The 16265-nt window shown below is 59.1% G+C and carries 15 protein-coding genes; 4 read left to right on the top strand and 11 right to left on the bottom strand.

Features of this window, described 5'->3' with window-relative positions:
- Positions 1 to 5 precede the first annotated feature (5 nt).
- The 3 genes from M5B44_RS25510 to galE all read right to left on the bottom strand — a co-directional run bounded on the left by M5B44_RS25510 (position 6) and on the right by galE (position 2692).
- Positions 6 to 1121 (bottom strand): polysaccharide export protein, encoded by a 1116-nt coding sequence (locus M5B44_RS25510; RefSeq protein WP_114884344.1) that lies wholly within the window; start codon positions 1119 to 1121, stop codon positions 6 to 8.
- An 89-nt stretch (positions 1122 to 1210) separates the two neighbouring features.
- Positions 1211 to 1447, bottom strand: a complete 237-nt coding sequence (locus M5B44_RS25505; RefSeq protein WP_003226528.1) for a hypothetical protein — start codon at positions 1445 to 1447, stop codon at positions 1211 to 1213.
- A gap of 228 nt (positions 1448 to 1675) precedes the next feature.
- Positions 1676 to 2692: a UDP-glucose 4-epimerase GalE gene (gene galE, locus M5B44_RS25500; RefSeq protein WP_248740931.1), complete on the bottom strand. Its 1017-nt coding sequence runs from the start codon at positions 2690 to 2692 to the stop codon at positions 1676 to 1678.
- 381 nt (positions 2693 to 3073) lie between these two features.
- On the opposite strand from galE, the gene galU reads away from it, so the two are divergent.
- Positions 3074 to 3907, top strand: coding sequence for a UTP--glucose-1-phosphate uridylyltransferase GalU (galU, locus tag M5B44_RS25495; protein WP_007951629.1), 834 nt, complete (start codon positions 3074 to 3076; stop codon positions 3905 to 3907).
- A 32-nt stretch (positions 3908 to 3939) separates the two neighbouring features.
- Entirely contained in the window at positions 3940 to 4350 is a 411-nt protein-coding gene (locus M5B44_RS25490; RefSeq protein ID WP_134827554.1) for a mannose-1-phosphate guanylyltransferase, read from the top strand.
- Positions 4351 to 4354: 4 nt separating this feature from the next.
- Here M5B44_RS25490 and M5B44_RS25485 read toward each other — a convergent pair whose 3' ends face one another.
- From M5B44_RS25485 to M5B44_RS25450, 8 genes are read right to left on the bottom strand one after another with little or no spacing between them, the layout of a single operon-like run.
- Positions 4355 to 5491, bottom strand: coding sequence for an SGNH/GDSL hydrolase family protein (locus M5B44_RS25485; RefSeq protein ID WP_248740930.1), 1137 nt, complete (start codon positions 5489 to 5491; stop codon positions 4355 to 4357).
- Entirely contained in the window at positions 5491 to 6543 is a 1053-nt protein-coding gene (locus tag M5B44_RS25480) for an acyltransferase family protein (protein ID WP_248740929.1), read from the bottom strand. Before M5B44_RS25480 ends, M5B44_RS25485 begins: the two co-directional genes overlap by 1 nt.
- 12 nt (positions 6544 to 6555) lie before the next feature.
- A complete protein-coding gene (locus M5B44_RS25475; RefSeq protein ID WP_248740928.1) occupies positions 6556 to 7659 on the bottom strand; it encodes a hypothetical protein in 1104 nt (367 codons plus the stop codon).
- Positions 7650 to 8882, bottom strand: a complete 1233-nt coding sequence (locus M5B44_RS25470) for a phosphoribosylaminoimidazole carboxylase (RefSeq protein ID WP_248740927.1) — start codon at positions 8880 to 8882, stop codon at positions 7650 to 7652. The genes M5B44_RS25475 and M5B44_RS25470 overlap by 10 nt, the downstream gene beginning before the upstream one ends.
- The gene (locus M5B44_RS25465; protein WP_248740926.1) at positions 8879 to 9991 is read right to left on the bottom strand and encodes a polysaccharide pyruvyl transferase family protein; all 1113 of its coding nucleotides are present in this window, start codon (positions 9989 to 9991) and stop codon (positions 8879 to 8881) included. Before M5B44_RS25465 ends, M5B44_RS25470 begins: the two co-directional genes overlap by 4 nt.
- A 14-nt stretch (positions 9992 to 10005) precedes the next feature.
- On the bottom strand, positions 10006 to 11088 hold the full coding sequence (locus tag M5B44_RS25460; protein WP_318653959.1) for a glycosyltransferase: 1083 nt from the start codon (positions 11086 to 11088) through the stop codon (positions 10006 to 10008).
- A 41-nt stretch (positions 11089 to 11129) separates the two neighbouring features.
- Positions 11130 to 13358 carry a polysaccharide biosynthesis tyrosine autokinase gene (locus M5B44_RS25455; protein WP_248740924.1) on the bottom strand — a complete coding sequence of 743 codons (2229 nt, stop codon included), beginning with the start codon at positions 13356 to 13358 and terminating at the stop codon, positions 11130 to 11132.
- 38 nt (positions 13359 to 13396) lie between these two features.
- Entirely contained in the window at positions 13397 to 13837 is a 441-nt protein-coding gene (locus M5B44_RS25450; protein WP_085713166.1) for a low molecular weight protein-tyrosine-phosphatase, read from the bottom strand.
- 303 nt (positions 13838 to 14140) lie between these two features.
- Here M5B44_RS25450 and M5B44_RS25445 point away from each other — a divergent pair, with 303 nt between their 5' ends.
- Positions 14141 to 15085 carry a glycosyl hydrolase family 5 gene (locus M5B44_RS25445; RefSeq protein WP_248740923.1) on the top strand — a complete coding sequence of 315 codons (945 nt, stop codon included), beginning with the start codon at positions 14141 to 14143 and terminating at the stop codon, positions 15083 to 15085.
- Between the two features lie 192 nt (positions 15086 to 15277).
- Positions 15278 to 16204, top strand: a complete 927-nt coding sequence (gene tal / locus M5B44_RS25440) for a transaldolase (protein WP_114884366.1) — start codon at positions 15278 to 15280, stop codon at positions 16202 to 16204.
- Positions 16205 to 16265 lie beyond the last annotated feature (61 nt).

Genomic DNA, 16265 nt, shown 5'->3' with positions numbered 1-16265 from the left:
GGGCCTTATTTGCTGTTGTTGGTGAATTCGCTCCAGTTCTTCGCAGCGGAAGCGCCGGTGCCGACAATCGATGCCGACGGCACCAACTGGCTGATCAGACGGTTCCAGCGAGTCACGTTGGCAGGCCCTACATAAACGACGTCCTGGGGGCGCACTTCGAAGTGCGTGGCAAGGACCATGGCAGTCGGCGATTCGGCTTCCAGTTGATAGATTTTTGCCGGCTCGACATCGAGGTTTTCCACCCCGCGAATGACGTACACGGCATTGCCGTTGGCGGTGGTCTGGCTCAGGCCGCCGACCGAGCCGAGCACGTCGGACAGGTTCATGGTCGCCGTCTTGAAGCTCAGGGCGCGCGGCTGGTTGACCTCGCCCATCACATAGATGCGCTTGTTGTCGTTGTACGGCAGATACAGTTTGTCGCCACCCTGGAGGTAGACGTTCTGCAACTCGGAATCCTGTTGATTGAGGGTATCCAGGTTCAGTGGATAGACCCGTCCGTTGCGCGTCAGCAACAACCCGGACAAGTCGGCATTGTTGGTGTCGATGCCCGCCGAACCGAGGGCTTCGACCACGCTCAGCGGGTTGGTGGAAATCGCTTGCGGGCCAGCCTTGGCGACCGCGCCGGTGACCACGACTTTCTGGCTGGCGAAACGCAACACGGCGACGTCCACTTGCGGCTCGGCGATGAACGCCGACAGCCGTTGCTCGATGTCGTCGCGCAGTTGCTGGATGGTCCGGCCGGCGGCCTGGACTTCCTTGATGTACGGGTAATACAGCGTGCCGTCGGAGCGCACCAGACGGCCGTTGGCGTCGATCTGCTGCTGCGCGCCCGACGGCGCGGTCAGCTCGGGGTGATCCCACACGGTGATGTACAGCACGTCGTTGTTGCCGATGCGGTACTCGGCCGGCGTCGCCAGCAATTCCGTGGGCACCGACTCACGCTTTTGCGTGGCGCGGTTCATGGAGATCAGCTTGGGGGTGATCGGAATCAACTCGACCCGGCTGCTTTCACTGGCGCCCTGGCGAGTGATGCCAAAGGTGCTCAGGTGTTGACCGGGGGAAAACATGCAACCTTGCAGAGCGAGACTTGCCAGCATTAAAAGAGAAAAACTACGAGTCATAATGGCACTACGCTATTCAAGGGCGAATCCAAAACAAAGTCACCCGACTTTCGTCGGGCGACCTTGTACTGCACCAACAGTTACTTCAGTTAGTTGTGCGTGCCGGTTGTACCCGTGGTACCGGTGGTACCCGTTGTACCGCCGTTGGCACTTCCACCACTGTTGGACGCCGCTACGGCACTGGCAACCATTGCAGTACTGGCAGCAGGCGCTGTAGAAGCCGCGACACTGCCCGATACATTGGTCACCGCAGTAAGCGGCGCTTCAGCTGCGGATGCCCAGTTGCTCAACATCGTCAACAAGGCAATCGCCATCACTTTTTTCATATCAACTCCTTTCTAACATTGCACCGTTACATCGGGTGTTTCGTTAGAGGTGGTAGAGTTCAAGTCGCAAAAAGCGCGAACAAGATCCGTTGTTCTTTCACAGTCCTACGCAACTGATAAAAGTCGAACGGCAGGTTTATATCTACGGACTTGCAAAAGGCATTGCCAGTGTAATTTCCCGACGATATCTAACAACCTGACCGAAAATAACATTGGACTAAAAGGCCATCATTCCTGATAGCCGTTGGGATGATTCGATTGCCAGCGCCAGGTATCGGTAACCATGTCCTGCAAGTTGCGTGTGGCTTTCCAGCCCAGTTCTTTTTCCGCTTTGGAAGCGTCGGCCCAACTCTCGGCAATATCGCCCGAACGCCGTGGCATCACCCGAAACGGCACTGGCTTGCCGCACGCCTGTTCGAAGGCTCGCAGCACTTGCATCACGCTGTAACCGTCGCCGGTGCCGAGGTTCCAGGTATGAATGCCGGTGCGCCCGTCGATGGCCTGCAAGGCCTTCAGGTGCCCGTCCGCCAGGTCGACGACGTGGATGTAATCACGCACGCCGGTGCCGTCTGCCGTTGGGTAATCGTCGCCGAAGACCGACAACTCCTGCAGGCTGCCGACCGCGACCTGGCTGATGTACGGCAGCAGGTTATTGGGGATGCCGCTCGGGTCTTCGCCCATATGGCCGCTGGCATGGGCGCCGATCGGGTTGAAGTAGCGCAGCAGCGCGATGCTCCAGCGCGGCTCGGCCTGGCTCAGGTCGCGCAGCACGTTTTCGACGATCAGCTTGGATTGGCCGTAGGGATTGGTCGGAATGCCGGTAGGAAAATCCTCGCGGATCGGCATCTGCTCAGGCTCGCCGTACACCGTGGCCGAAGAGCTGAACACCAGCCGGAAGACCCCCGCCGCCGCCATCGCCTGGCACAGCGTGATGCTGCCGCTGACGTTGGTTTCGTAATACTCCAGCGGCTTGCGCACGCTCTCGCCGACCGCTTTAAGCCCGGCAAAATGCAGGACGGCATCAATTGAATGCTGCTGGAATATCCGGTCCAGCAACGCCCGGTCGCACACATCGCCGCGAATCATCAGCGCACTTTTGCCGCAAATGCCTTCCACGGCGTGGAGTGCCGCGTCGCTGCTGTTGCAAAGATTATCCAGAACGACAACTTCATAACCTGCTTCAAGCAATGCGAGTGTGGTGTGCGAGCCGATATACCCGGCGCCACCCGTTACCAGAATCTTCATAGCGCGGTCCATAGTGGAAAAAGTGCCAACTAGCGTGTCAAGCCCAACTTGTTTAATGTGTGTCTTGCTTCACACAAACAGGGCGACAACAACCCAAAACAAAAACAGTTCCATCGCTGGCCAAAAATATTTTTAAGGGCCAAACTGTATTGCCCGGTACTTATTAGCACTCCCGCACTTTCACCACTATCAACGGATACCGACTAAAAATAACTGTTATTTATCAAGCCGACATCTAATAACATTACCCCCTTTTACACTAAGCTAACGTTGTCACTCATAACCTGACTCAGGTATTAAAGTACAGCTTCATCAACTTGCAACTTTTCCTTATTGCAATGTAACCGATGGCTGTATGCCATGAATGTCCAGGAAACTTCTATGATTCGTAAATGTTTGTTCCCCGCTGCCGGCTACGGCACGCGTTTCTTGCCGGCCACCAAAGCCATGCCGAAAGAGATGCTGCCGATCGTCAACAAGCCGTTGATCGAATACGCCGTTGAAGAAGCGCGGGACGCCGGCCTGCAGCACATGGCGATCGTCACCGGTCGGGGCAAGCGCGCACTGGAAGACCACTTCGACATCAGCTACGAACTCGAACACCAGATTCGCGGCACCGAAAAAGAGAAGTTCCTGGCCGGCACTCGCGAACTGATCGACACCTGCACCTTCTCCTACACCCGTCAGGTGGAAATGAAAGGCCTGGGCCACGCGATCCTCAGCGGTCGCCCGCTGATCGGCGACGAGCCCTTCGCCGTGGTGCTGGCCGACGACCTGTGCCTGAACCTGGAAGGTGACGGTGTGCTCACGCAGATGATCGAGCTCTACAAGAAATTCCGCTGCTCGATCGTGGCCATCCAGGAAGTCCCGCGTGACCAGACCCACAAGTACGGCGTGATCGCCGGCGAGGCGATTTCCGAGGGCATCTACCGGGTCAATCACATGGTCGAAAAACCCGCGCCGCAGGACGCCCCATCGAACCTGGCAATCATTGGCCGCTACATTCTGACGCCCGACATCTTCGACCTGATCGCCGACACCGAGCCCGGCAAGGGCGGGGAAATCCAGATCACCGACGCCCTGATGAAACAGGCGCAGAACGGTTGCGTGCTGGCCTACAAATTCAAGGGCCTGCGCTTTGACTGCGGCGACGCCGAGGGTTACCTGCAAGCGACCAACTTCTGCTACGACAACGTCTACCTCAAGGGCCGCTGAAAGGCGCCCCACCCACATCCGGCGAGGCAACCATGAACATCGCACAACATTCGACAGACATTGAACGGGAGGTGGATAACCTCGGGGTGATGAGCTGGTTGTCTCGTCATCAGCCGTTGCCCAGCGCCAACGAATCCTGGCTCGGAACCATCCTGCTGGTGGAGCGGATCGGCATGTTTCCATCGTCCGGGGACATTCGCCGGCCGCTGCGCGATCCCTATCCCCTGCTCGCTCATTTGAAACGGATCTATGGTGAGCAGGCGCTGGAGGTCGATGACCGCGACGGCCTGAAAGTGATTCTCGGCGACTGGCGATTCCGCGTGCGCCTCTGCTGCAACGAGCCGGCGATCATCATCAATGTGGAGACCCGTTGCCTGACGCAGTTGATGCCGCAGAAGACCGCAGAGCTTCTGGGTCACGTGGACACCTTCGACAAGGGTTGAGTTCTTATTCCGAGGCGGCGCCGCATGAAGTCCCGTGGTTGCCGCCGACGATCATCCGATAGAAGTAATCGGCAATCACCTTCCCTCCAGTGGCCGGCACCGGATGTATTTTGTCCGGGCCGATCATCGCCGCCGCATAACGTTTGACGTCCGTACCGAACGCGCATTGCAGATTGGCGAAACCCAGATGCTGCTCGCGAGCCCAGGGCTCCAGAACCTGCGCGTAGGCCGACATTGGATAGGCGCTGGAACGCGTGGTGTCCTGGCGCATGATCAGGTTGACGCTTGCTGCCGGCTGAGTCTCGCGGATCATTCCGACCAGCCCCTGAACGTTCTTCAGGTACTGCTCGGGCTTCACGCCGAAACCCTGATCGTTGCCGCCGAGCATGATCAGGTAGATGTCAGCCGGAATCTTCGAGACCACCGTTTTCCACTGGGTCTGCCACTGACCGTCGGCATGATAGAAATCGCCGGATGCGGCGCCCGACGCCGCCAGTTTCGACACGCGCAAACCTGCCTGATCGTTGCTCATCCACAGACCGAACAGGGTTGGCGCGCCTTTCACCACCTCCAGCCTGAAGGACCAGTCCGTCGCGGCGGATGTACCTGACAATGGGACTTCCTGAACACCGACGCCGCTTAACTTCAACGGCTGCCAGGATTGCGAGGGTGCCCAGCGATAGCGCAGTTCACTGGATTCGCTGCTGCCCAGATAAAGTAACTTTGCCTGGGTGACAGCGGTGTTTATCGCTTCGCTCGGATGCGCATCGACCTGCAGCCATGCACCGGGACTTCCGGTCACGGTACGGCTGTCGGGACTGGCCGCGCCGAGGTTCGACACCTTCCAGTCGCCGCCGAAGTATTTTTCACTGCTGCGGGTGTACTTGAAATGGCTGCCGCCCAGCGCCGCGCCATGGTTGAAACCGACATAACCGGGGCCGGCAAAACCGACCTCGCCGACCAGCCGCTGCACCAGTTTGTTCAGGTAGAAATCCTGCCCGGCGCTGTAGCTGTCGCCGATCACCGAGACCGACAAAACCTTTCCGGCCTTGCCTTCACGCCACTGGGCAAAACGCTCGCGAGCATCGCCGACTTCAACCACCGACGCCGCGACCGGCGCTGCGTCATCCACTGCAACCATCAGGCACTTCCTTTAGCCGAAACCTGTGCCGGGGAGACATTCCCCGCCGTTTTTTTCGTCGCCGCACGCTCACCCAGAAACAACACCGAAGTGAAGTTGAACCGGCTGAAGATCGTCGACAGCAGCACCGGCCCGAGCAAGCCGCACGCCACGCCGCAGAACACCAGCACGCTTTCGTCCTTGATGCCCAGACGCCCGAGCACCGAGCGCGAGGTGGCGGCGAACAACACATGAAACAGGAAAATCGCGTAAGAGTAACCACCGAGCCAGGTCAGCGCCTTCGAACGCATGTCACTCGACAGCAGTGCGAAGCAGGACACGCATCCAACCGTCAGGCCGATCAGACTGCGGCGATCGATGATCAGCTCACGGTCCAGCGATGCGATGTACAACAGCGTCAACGAAATCAGCACGAACACCAACGGGCCGACGACTTTGAACCGTTGCTTCAACGCACTGACATTTTCCTGGCCGATCATCCCCGCCACAAAAAACGGCAACAGATAGGTCGCACCGTTGATGCCGAACGCATCGAACTTGAACGGCGGCAACAGAAATACTGCGGCGGAAAACGCGAACAGCAGGTACAGACGCGTCGCCGAGCGCAACAAACCACGCCACTCCAGCAGGCCGACAAACATGAAAATGATGAACACCGCCTGCAGGAACCAGAAGTGGTTCACCGGTACATAGAACGACAACAGCGCATCGATCACACCGACGTCCTTGTTGACGCCCGGGCCCACCGCCTGCAACACCGAGAACGGCACACCCACGCAAAACAGCGGCACGATCAGCCGCCGCACCTTGCCGGTGAAGAACGCCGAAAAGTCATTGCCGCGAATCTTGTAGATGGAATAGATGTAGCCCGAGATAAAGGTGAACAGCGGCATGCGCACGTACACCATGGAATCGGCGATGACCCGGAACGGCGAGCCGATATCGATCTTCAAACCGCCGCCCAGCGGGCCGATCACGTGGTAGAGCACCAGCAACAGGCAAGCGAGCCCGCGCAGGGTTTCGATCTCCAGCGACTTTTTCTTGCTCGACATAAAGCACCCGCCTCAATTCAGAATTCTTGATTCGACCCGCACCGGTTTGTTCGCCCGCAGCATCAACCCCAAGCCCACGAACAACACCGGCACCACCATCGAGAAGTGTCGGGCGAACGAGCCGAAGTCCGGTTCGAACAAGCCTTGAACCAGCAGAAACGCCAGGGGAATCGCGATCAACTCCTTGGGTTTGGTCTGGATCGGCGCGCCTTTGTAATCGGTCGAAGTGATGACTTTGAACAACAACAGCGCGGTCATGATCATCAGCGCCACGAAGATCACCTGGCCCGGCCCGGAGAGCAGGATCAGCTCCACCGGGAACGACAGGCGGAAGAAGATGATCATCGAGTCCAGGGCCTGCGAAACGAAGTCACTGCCGCTGAGCCACGAGACGATCAGCGACTTGGAACCCTCCTCGCCCGCCGTGCGCAGCTCGTTGTTGCTGGCACGAATCGACGACACCGGAAAGCCCAGCGCCAACTGGATGGCCATGGCCACCGCCAGGTAGAACAGGAACAGCATCAGGAAGAAGGTCATGCGCGACACGTACTTCTTCATCATGCAGACGCCGACCCAGGACAGCGAAAACAGAATCCAGTAGGGCCGGATCAGTACGCCGTAGATCACCGCCGACAGGAAAAACCCGCCACGATATTTGCGCGTCAGCGAGCTGAACAGAATGCTCAGCACCGCCACCGACACGATGATTTCCTTGGTCAGGTTCTCCAGGAAGAACGAGCGCACCACGCCCCACAGGCACAGGGTGCCGAAGATCGCCAAAGGCATGCGCCGGAACACCACCACCGGAATCGCCGTGAGGAAGAAATTGCAGAACATCCCGTAGGCCCAGGCGTTGGTCAGGTTGATCCCGGTGGGCCGCAGCAGGAACGCCGAACACTCGTAGGACGAGCGATCCGGCGAGAACGGGTTCCAGAAATTGCAGTTGTCGGCCCGGGCATAGGACGACCACAACGTCATCGCATCCGGGCCGGGATCCCGGGGGATCAGCAGCGGCATGGCCACCGACAGAAACAGGCCGGTGAACAGGATCAGGAACGACAGCGACGAATCGAGTTTCCTGCCGCGAAACTCGATGCACGGCAGTTTCAGGCCCATGACACGACAGCCTTTTTCGCACGCGTGGCACGGGTCAGCAGCGCAATCACGCCGAGCTGCACGATGATCCCGAAGACGTTGCCCCAGGCCGCGCCGTAGATCGAATAGTGCTTGATCAGCACGTAACTGACCGGTACCGAAATCAGCAGGCAAAGGGCCGAACTGGCGAGGGATACCCGGCTGTTTTTCGAAGCGATCAAACCACCCCAGACGATGTCGCCGATGGCGCGTAGGGCGAAGGAAAAGATCAGCACGCCAAGAATCCCATTGTCCGGACGCGGCACCGCTGCACCGACGTAATCGAGCACGACATTGAAGAACAGATAAATCGCCACCGCGACTGCCACTGAAACCACCAGCGAACGCGCGACCCATTTGTTCACGAACAACTGCCTGACCGTGAACGGTTGCTGATCGGCCTGATAACGCTTGGCGAGCACCGGAATGCCGACCACCGCCACCACCGCATAGGACAGCGCCTGCAAGGTGTTGGCCGCCGACCACGCGTACACGTATTTACCGAGGCTGGCGTAAGGTTCGAGGTCGATGATCAGAAAGCGCTCGGCATACTGACTCACGGCGATCAGGCCGGTGCCCAGGTAGAACGGCAGCCCGGCTTTCCACACGGTCGCCGTCGCCAGCGTCCCCTCTTCGCGCCCGCGATGGACATTCACCACAATCAGGTAACCGGAAACGATCACCAGCACGTTAGCGATTACCCACAGCCATAACACACTGGCGATCCCCGACACCCAACCGAGCATCATCCCGCCCACGGCCAGCAGTGCCCAGAGGCCGGTCTTGATGAAGAACAGCAGCGCCCCCGCCGTGGCTTTCTGCGCGGAAAACACGAACGAGTTGATCTCGAAGGACAGGTGCTCGGTCAGCAGTACCAGGGTCACACAGGCGATCAATGCCGCCGTCGCCTCGACCTGCTGGAACAGTGAATAGATCAGCACCGTCAGCACCGACAACAGCAACCCCACGGCCAGATACAGCAGCAGAACCTTGTCGACCACGCGCTTCGAACTGCCGCCGACACTGATCAGCCGATTGATCTCGGAACTGAAACCGACGCTGTAGAACTTCGACGCGATCAACGACGCCGCGACCACCACGCCGTAAAAGCCCAGCGCCTCGTAACCGAGGTAATGGGTGATGGCGAGCACCAGCAGGAACTTCGCGCCCAGTGCTCCGCCGCGCAGCAACAAGCGGAATATCATCGAATGACGCCCTTGATGATGTCGTCCATGGCCACGGTTTTGGCTTCGATTTCACGGCAGGTGTCGGTCAGGCGCTTGCCGAAATCCGACAGCGCATTCGGTGCGTAAACCGTGTCGATGATGGTGTCGACATCGATGTCGCCACCGTTGATGACCCAGTCCTCGACGCCCATGTCCTGATAGGCGCCGAAGCCTTTGCGCTCGTAGCTGATGTGGTACGCCGGCACGCCGGAGAGCAGCGATTCGATCGCCCCGTGCAGGCGCACGGAAATCACCAGGTCCGGCTGATATTTGGCAATCGTCGCCTTCAGCGACAGCAGGTCTTCGGTGATGCCCAGTTCGCGATAGAACGCGCCGTCATCGTTACCGCGCACAGCGCTCTGCACCGCGCAGACCACTTTGCTTTTGTTCTTCAAACGCTGCAGCAGCACCTTCAGGTTGGCCACGTAGGCGAGCTTCTTTTCCTTGCTCCAGGCCGGCGGTTTGCGCAACACCACGCACACCGTGGCCGGCGTCGAGGCGCAGCGGGTGAACTTGGGTTGCTGCAGGATTTTGCCGGCCAGGGCCTGCACCGCCAGGTCCGGTGCGCGGTAGACATTTTCGCAGGCATCGAACAACGCCGAGGAGCGGTTATCGCGCACGAACACCGCATCGGCGCTGGCGTAGTGGCCGACAATCTTGTCGCTGTCGCCGTGGAACGGCCCGATGCTTTGCGGCAGGTACACCGACGGCACTTTGCTGAGAATCGCCGTTTCCAGTTGCTTGGCGTGGCCCAGTTTCAGCTTGATGTGTTCGAAGGCGCTTTTGGAGCGCATATAGCCGCCGCCGACGCCGACGATCAGATCGGTTTTCTTCAACAGATCTGCCAACCCGGCGTAGGACTGATTGAGGAATACCGCCTGCTTGACCCGGCCCAGGCCCTTGGCGGCCATGACCGGCGCGTCAAAGCGCGGGTGCGGCAGGTATTTGAAGGAATCCGGATCGGAGGCCACCACGCTGATCGAAGTGTCTTCGCCAAAGTTGCGCTGCACCAGCGCAATGGCCAGGTCGACCAGCAGACCATCACCGGAATTGGAGGCACTGTAGCCATGCAAAATCGTTACGTTCATGAGCGGCGTTCTACTTAATAAGAGGGAGCGGAATACACGTCGTAGGTCTGGCGGATCATCAACGCGGCGCTGAAGCGCTCGCGGACGATGCGCCGGCCTTCGATGCCGAGGGCTGACAATGCGGGTTTCTGGATCTGCTTCAGGCGATCGGCCAGCGCGTGGTGGTCACCGGTGGGGAACACGTAGCCGGATACCCCGTGGGTCACCAGCTCCGGCAGCGACGTGCAGTCGCTGGCAATCACCGGCAAGCCCAGCGCCATGCCTTCCAGCGGCACCATGGCAAAGCCTTCCCAGCGACTCGGGACGATCAGCGCATCGGCCTGCTGATACAGCGCGTTGACCTCGGCCGGCGTGACCCACGGCAGGTACTGAACGCCATCCATTGGCGGGCACTCGACCGTTGCCTCGTTGACCGCACTGCCGACCACCGTCAGTTTCAGGTCGTTGCGTCCGGTCTTGGCGTAGGCCTTGAGCAGCACGTCGAAGCCTTTCTGATAGTCGAGCCGGCCGACGAACAGGAGGTGAATCGGCTGTGGATCCTCGGCCTTGCGCTGGTCATCCTTGGGATGAATACCGTTGTAGATCAGCCGCATGCGTTTGCGCTCGATGCCGAACGCTGCGGCTTTGTCCAGCTCGTACTGGCTGACGCAAATGATCGTGTCGGTGACCTTCTGCAACACGCGTTCGATCCACGCATAGACTTTCTGCTTGATCGGCGAGCTTTCCATCAGGAACGAAAAGGCATGCGGGCAGTAGACGATTTTCGGTTTGCGCCACGGCCGCAAAAGCACGCACACGCAACGGCCGATCACCCCGGAAAACGTGCTGTGCAGGTGCACCACATCAGGTTTTTCCTTGAGCATCACTTGCATCAGTCGCCAGGCAAAACGCAGCAACGACGGCACATTGCGCCCGGTTCGCTCGAAGGTGCGGATCTGCTGCGGGGCGATGCCGTGCAGTTCCTTTTCCTGATCCTGCGGCACCAGATACACCAGCTCGTAGTTGGCTTGCTCATCGTCCGGGGACGCCGAAATCGTGCGGATCACCGTCGCGACGCCACCTTTTATCGTTTCAGCCACGTGCAGTATTTTTTTCACAACCCACCCACTTTGTTGCCTGTAAGAACAATCGCTGACACTCAGGATTTGTCGGACGCGTATTCGTAGTTGTAATAGCCGTAGCCGCCGTTGCCGTAATAACTGGCGGCACGCTTCTCGACGCCGTTGAACACCGCGCCTTTCAACTCGATGCCGTTCTGGGCGAAGCGGCGAATGGTCAGTTCGACTTCTTTGGCCGGGTTCACCCCGAAGCGCGCGACGATCAGGCTGATGCCCGCTTCACGGCCGACAATCGCCGCGTCCGTTACCGCCAGCAGCGGTGGCGTATCGATGATCACCACGTCGTAACGCTCGCTGAGTTCTGCCAGCAGTTCGCGGAAGTTGGCGTGCATCAACAGCTCGGATGGATTGGGCGGCACCTGACCACGGCTGATGAAATGCAGGTTGTCGACTTCGACCTTGTTGATCGCCTGCTCCAGGGTGCAGCGCTTGACCAGCAAGTCCGACAAGCCGTTGGTAATCGGTGTGTTCAGCGATTTGTGCAGATGCCCCTTGCGCATGTCGGCATCGATCAGCACCACGCGCTGGCCGCTCTGGGCCATGACCGCCGCGAGGTTGGAAGACACGAACGTCTTGCCGACCTGCGGGCTCGGGCCGGAAATCATGATGCGGTTGTTGGTCGAATCCAGCGCCGCAAAGTGAAGGCAGGTGCGCAGGCTGCGGATCGACTCGATGGACAGGTCCGTCGGATTGCGCAGGGCCAGCAGATAGGCCGGTGTGTCCGCCGTGACTTTGGCGCGGACTTTCTTGGTGTCCTCTTCCTGTTGCAGGGCGCTGTAAGGAATCGATGCGTAGACCGGCAAGCCGAGCTGCTCAATGGCTTCCGGCCCTTCCAGGCCCTTGCTCAGGGACTTGCGCAACAGCACCAGGGCGACGCCGACGAAGGCACCGAGGAAGGTCGCGATCAGCACGATCAGGGCTTTCTTCGGCTTGACCGGACTGGTCAGGTCGACATCCGCCGAATCCACCAGACGCACATTGCCCACGGCGCCAGCGCGGATGATGTCCAGCTCCTGGGACTTGTTCAGCAACTGGGTGTAGATCTGCGAAGCCACTTCGACATCGCGGGTCAGGTTGAGCAGTTCCTGTTGCGTGGCTGGCAGGTCGCCAACCTTGCCTTCCAGGGACTTCTGTTGCTGGGTCAATTCACCGATCTGGGTCATCAGTGCCCGATAGGCCGGATGCTGTCTGGTGAATTTGCGATCCATTTCCGCCTGCTGCATTTTCAGCTCGGAAATCCGCGTTTCGAGGGCGACGGACTGGCCGAGCACCGATTGGGTTTCCAGGGAGATGTTCACGGTCTTGCCGCGCGTCTGGTAGGCGTTTAGCGCATCACTGGCCTTGGCCAGGTCGCGTTTGACCTGCGGCAACTGGCTTTGCAGGAAGGCCAGGCTCTGCGCGGCTTCAGCCGAGGTGCGGCGTACGTTCTGGTCCACGTACAGCGAGGCGATCTTGTTGAGGATCTTCACCGCTTCGGCAGCGTCGGTGCTGGCCAGGGCCAGACGGATAATCCCCGACTCCTTGCCCTGCTCGGAAATATCCAGCGCGTCCTGATAGCCCTGAATGGTCACGATTCGTGGGTAGCGCACCACTTCGAATCGGGTGCCGGGGTTGGCCTGCAAATGCGTGATCTGCCCCTCTACGCCATCCTGTGCGAAGGCTTCACCGGCAGTACCTTCTGCCAGCAGATTGTCGTTGTCGTCGAACAACTGGAAGCGCTGCTGCTCGCCGGCGATCAGGCTGAGTTTCTTGCCCAGCAGTTCTTTGGGCAGATCGAGCCGGGCGAACTCCAGACGCTCACCGCCCCAGGCGTAGCTGCTCAGCCCGAAACGTGGCGGCGCGACGCTGAGTTCGGTTTCACCGCGATAGCGGCGCGAGAGAAAGCCGCCAATCACCGGGAAAGTATTGGGGGTGACGTCGATGTCCAGGCGCAGATCGTCGACGGTCTTGCCGATCACCGCGCGGGATTTGATGATGCCGATCTCGGTCACGGACGGCGACTGACCGCCGAGCATGCTGTTGAGATCGGAGAAGCCGAGCATGTCGTTCTTTTTCGGCTCGACCTGTACCAGCGCGTTGGCCAGATACACCGGTGTGGCCAGAATCGCATAGGCGACGCCGGTCATCATGAACGCGCCGGTGAAGGCACCGATCAACCATTTCTGATCAATCAAACTGCCGAATATGCCGAGAAGATCAATACTGTCTTGATCGTTGTCACGGGTGCCGACTACTGACGGTAACTGCATAAGTCTTTCTTACCATTCACTGTTCTGAAGAATATTCATCAATGCCCGAGGCGCTGTGCCCAGGAGCCAACAGCATCTTCAATCAATGCATGGGCATGAATAAAAGCGGCCTGCCCTTGACGATACGGATCCTGTATTTCTCGTTCGTTCTGCCACTTGCCGAGAAGAAACACTTTGCCTCTGGCGTGAGAGGCAATCTTCAGTACTTGTTTTACATGCTCTTTTTCCATGACCAGAATCAGGTCTGACTCATTGACGATGTCCGCTGTCAGTTGCCGCGCCTTGAAGCCTTCGGCGCACTGCCCACGGTCTTCCAGCACCTTGCGGGCCGTTGCCTCCATGGACTCGCCAACCCTTGCGGACAAGCCTGCGGAGGCGACCGTGATCGTCGAGGGCGCCAGTGCGTTACGCAGCAACAGTTCTGCTGTCGGACTTCGGCAGATATTGCCGACGCAGACGACAAGGATCTTTTTGAACAAGGTTTACTTTCCCGTGTAATGTCAATCGGCCAACATGTCCCGTGGACTTAAATGAATCCACAGGACTTTCCTGCACTCGGAAACAGTTTCGCCTGTTAGTACCGGTGCATTAAGTACCACGGGGTCCAAAAGTCACCCAACCAGAATTACCGGACTAAAAATAACTGTGATTTTCGGCGCTTCTTTCACTGAAAGTTTTCCGACAAAAAATAACATTCGTGCACTTTTCGGCCTTTTCGGCATCGCATGAAAGTAACGAGATAAACCATTGGCTAGATGTCACGTCTCATCAGGAGAGCAGGCATGAAAGCAGCACATCTCAAACGTCTCGGCGCCCTTTCCCTTTTATTGTTCGGCACAACGGCTCAGGTTGATGCCAGCGAGTTGTTCCCCGCCCTGCCCCACCGAACGGTCGGCATCCAGGTCAAGGTCCAGAGTTTTTCGGCTTCCGATGCCGCGCAAATCAAGGCTGCCGGCTTCAGCTTCGTGCGCCTGGGCGCGTGGAGCGACAGCCTCGGCGACAAGACCTATCAGAAACAGCTCGGCGATGCGTTTGCCGCTGCGGGATCCGCCGGGTTGCCGGTGCTGATGACGGTACGCGCCATCAAACCGCTGTCGACAGACCCGACCACGGCGGGCACGGCGTTTGCCAGCGCAGTGAACAGCCTCGAGCAGACCTATAGGTCTCAACTGGTCGCGATTGAAGTCTGGAATGAACCGGATCTGGACACGTACTGGCCCACGGGTAATTTCAGCACCACGTTTGCACCGTTCATGAGCGCCATGTGCAAGGCGCTGCAAGACAATCCCACCAGCACTCCCGTGATCGGTTTCGGCTTCGCCCGGCCACCGAGCGCCGGTTCGGCTTCAACCGTGGCGCTGAACAGCATTCTCGGTGCGTACCCCAAATGCCTGAGTGCCATTTCCTACCATCCCTATGGCATGACGGCGACGCAGATCGGCAATGCGCAGACCTTCATCCAGCAGAATTTCCACCTGCCGGGCGTCATCAGTGAATGGGGGATTTCGGCACTGGCCTCCAACGGCGGTCCCGACGGGCAGGCCACCAAAGTCGCGGCGTTCATTGCCGATGTGAAACGGCTGCAGATTCCACTGACGTCGATCTACGAGTGGAAAAACAATGATGCGGGCAGCGATGACCGGGAAAAGAACTTCGGTTTGCAGACCGCAGGCGGGCAACCAAAACCGGCGGAAGCGGCCGCCAGGACGCAACTGGAGTCCGAGTAGCGTCCACATTCATCAGTCAGTTGCTTTGAACCTGTGCCGCGATTTGGCATCGTATCTATCGATACCGCGCCCCGCCCTTTCAAACAGCCGTTTTCAGGTTGTTGCCTGCGGGGCTATCGATACATCCACATGCCCTTGAGTGGCTGTCAGCGCTCGGGTAATGTCGTCAGACCCATAGGACAGAGCACGCTCATGACTTCCAAGCTGGAACAACTCAAACAGTTCACCACCGTGGTTGCCGACACCGGCGACTTCGAAGCGATTGCCCGGGTCAAGCCGGTCGACGCCACCACCAACCCTTCCCTGCTGCTCAAGGCAGCGGCCATTCCGGCCTATGCCGAGCTGCTGAACGCCGCTGTTCGCGACTGCAAGGGCGATGTTGGCCTGGCCAGCGACCGTTTTGGCGTCGCAGTGGGTCAGGAAATCCTCAAAGTGATCCCGGGCCGCATCTCCACCGAAGTGGATGCCCGCCTGTCGTTCGACAAGGACGCGATGCTCAAGCGTGCGCACCGTCTGATCGAGCTGTACGACAAGGCCGGCGTTGGCCGCGACCGCGTGCTGATCAAGATCGCTTCCACCTGGGAAGGCATCCGCGCCGCCGAAGTGCTGGAGAAGGAAGGCATCCAGACCAACCTGACCCTGCTGTTCTCCTTCGCTCAGGCCGCCGCTTGCGCCGATGCCGGCGTGTTCCTGATTTCGCCGTTCGTGGGTCGCATCTACGACTGGTACAAAAAGGCCAACGGCAACGACTACACCGGCGCCGATGATCCGGGCGTGCAGTCGGTGACGCGCATCTACAACTACTACAAGGCCAATGACTACAAGACCGTGGTCATGGGCGCGAGCTTCCGCAACCTCAATCAGATCGAGCAACTGGCCGGCTGCGACCGCCTGACCATCAGCCCGGACCTGATCGACAAGCTGGCGGCAGACACCGGCAAACTGGAGCGCAAACTGGCTCCGGGGCACGCGGGCGAAGCACGCCTGAGCCTCAACGAATCGCAATTCCGCTGGTTGTCCAACGAAGATGCGATGGCCACCGAGAAACTGGCCGAAGGCATCCGTCAGTTTGCCCGCGACCAGGAAAAACTCGAGGCGTTGCTGCAAGCCAAGCTGTAACGGGCTGACGGCAAACGCAAAAAGGGCGAACCCTCACAGGTTCGCCCTTTTTTGTGCCTGA

It is taken from the genome of Pseudomonas sp. MWU12-2029, from assembly GCF_023242425.1.
Lineage (GTDB): Bacteria > Pseudomonadota > Gammaproteobacteria > Pseudomonadales > Pseudomonadaceae > Aquipseudomonas > Aquipseudomonas kribbensis.
This window is presented reverse-complemented; position numbering and strand designations above follow the sequence as displayed.

Excerpts from the sequence above, each read along its gene's own strand:
- M5B44_RS25465 (WP_248740926.1), bottom strand. The coding sequence starts at position 9,991 with ATGAACGTAACGATTTTGCATGGCTACAGTGCCTCCAATTCCGGTGAT.
- M5B44_RS25490 (WP_134827554.1), top strand. The coding sequence starts at position 3,940 with ATGAACATCGCACAACATTCGACAGACATTGAACGGGAGGTGGATAAC.
- galU (WP_007951629.1), top strand. The coding sequence starts at position 3,074 with ATGATTCGTAAATGTTTGTTCCCCGCTGCCGGCTACGGCACGCGTTTC.
- M5B44_RS25510 (WP_114884344.1), bottom strand. The coding sequence starts at position 1,121 with ATGACTCGTAGTTTTTCTCTTTTAATGCTGGCAAGTCTCGCTCTGCAA.
- M5B44_RS25505 (WP_003226528.1), bottom strand. The coding sequence starts at position 1,447 with ATGAAAAAAGTGATGGCGATTGCCTTGTTGACGATGTTGAGCAACTGG.
- tal (WP_114884366.1), top strand. The coding sequence starts at position 15,278 with ATGACTTCCAAGCTGGAACAACTCAAACAGTTCACCACCGTGGTTGCC.
- galE (WP_248740931.1), bottom strand. The coding sequence starts at position 2,692 with ATGAAGATTCTGGTAACGGGTGGCGCCGGGTATATCGGCTCGCACACC.
- M5B44_RS25470 (WP_248740927.1), bottom strand. The coding sequence starts at position 8,882 with ATGATATTCCGCTTGTTGCTGCGCGGCGGAGCACTGGGCGCGAAGTTC.
- M5B44_RS25480 (WP_248740929.1), bottom strand. The coding sequence starts at position 6,543 with ATGTCGAGCAAGAAAAAGTCGCTGGAGATCGAAACCCTGCGCGGGCTC.
- M5B44_RS25475 (WP_248740928.1), bottom strand. The coding sequence starts at position 7,659 with ATGGGCCTGAAACTGCCGTGCATCGAGTTTCGCGGCAGGAAACTCGAT.
- M5B44_RS25445 (WP_248740923.1), top strand. The coding sequence starts at position 14,141 with ATGAAAGCAGCACATCTCAAACGTCTCGGCGCCCTTTCCCTTTTATTG.
- M5B44_RS25455 (WP_248740924.1), bottom strand. The coding sequence starts at position 13,358 with ATGCAGTTACCGTCAGTAGTCGGCACCCGTGACAACGATCAAGACAGT.
- M5B44_RS25485 (WP_248740930.1), bottom strand. The coding sequence starts at position 5,491 with ATGGTTGCAGTGGATGACGCAGCGCCGGTCGCGGCGTCGGTGGTTGAA.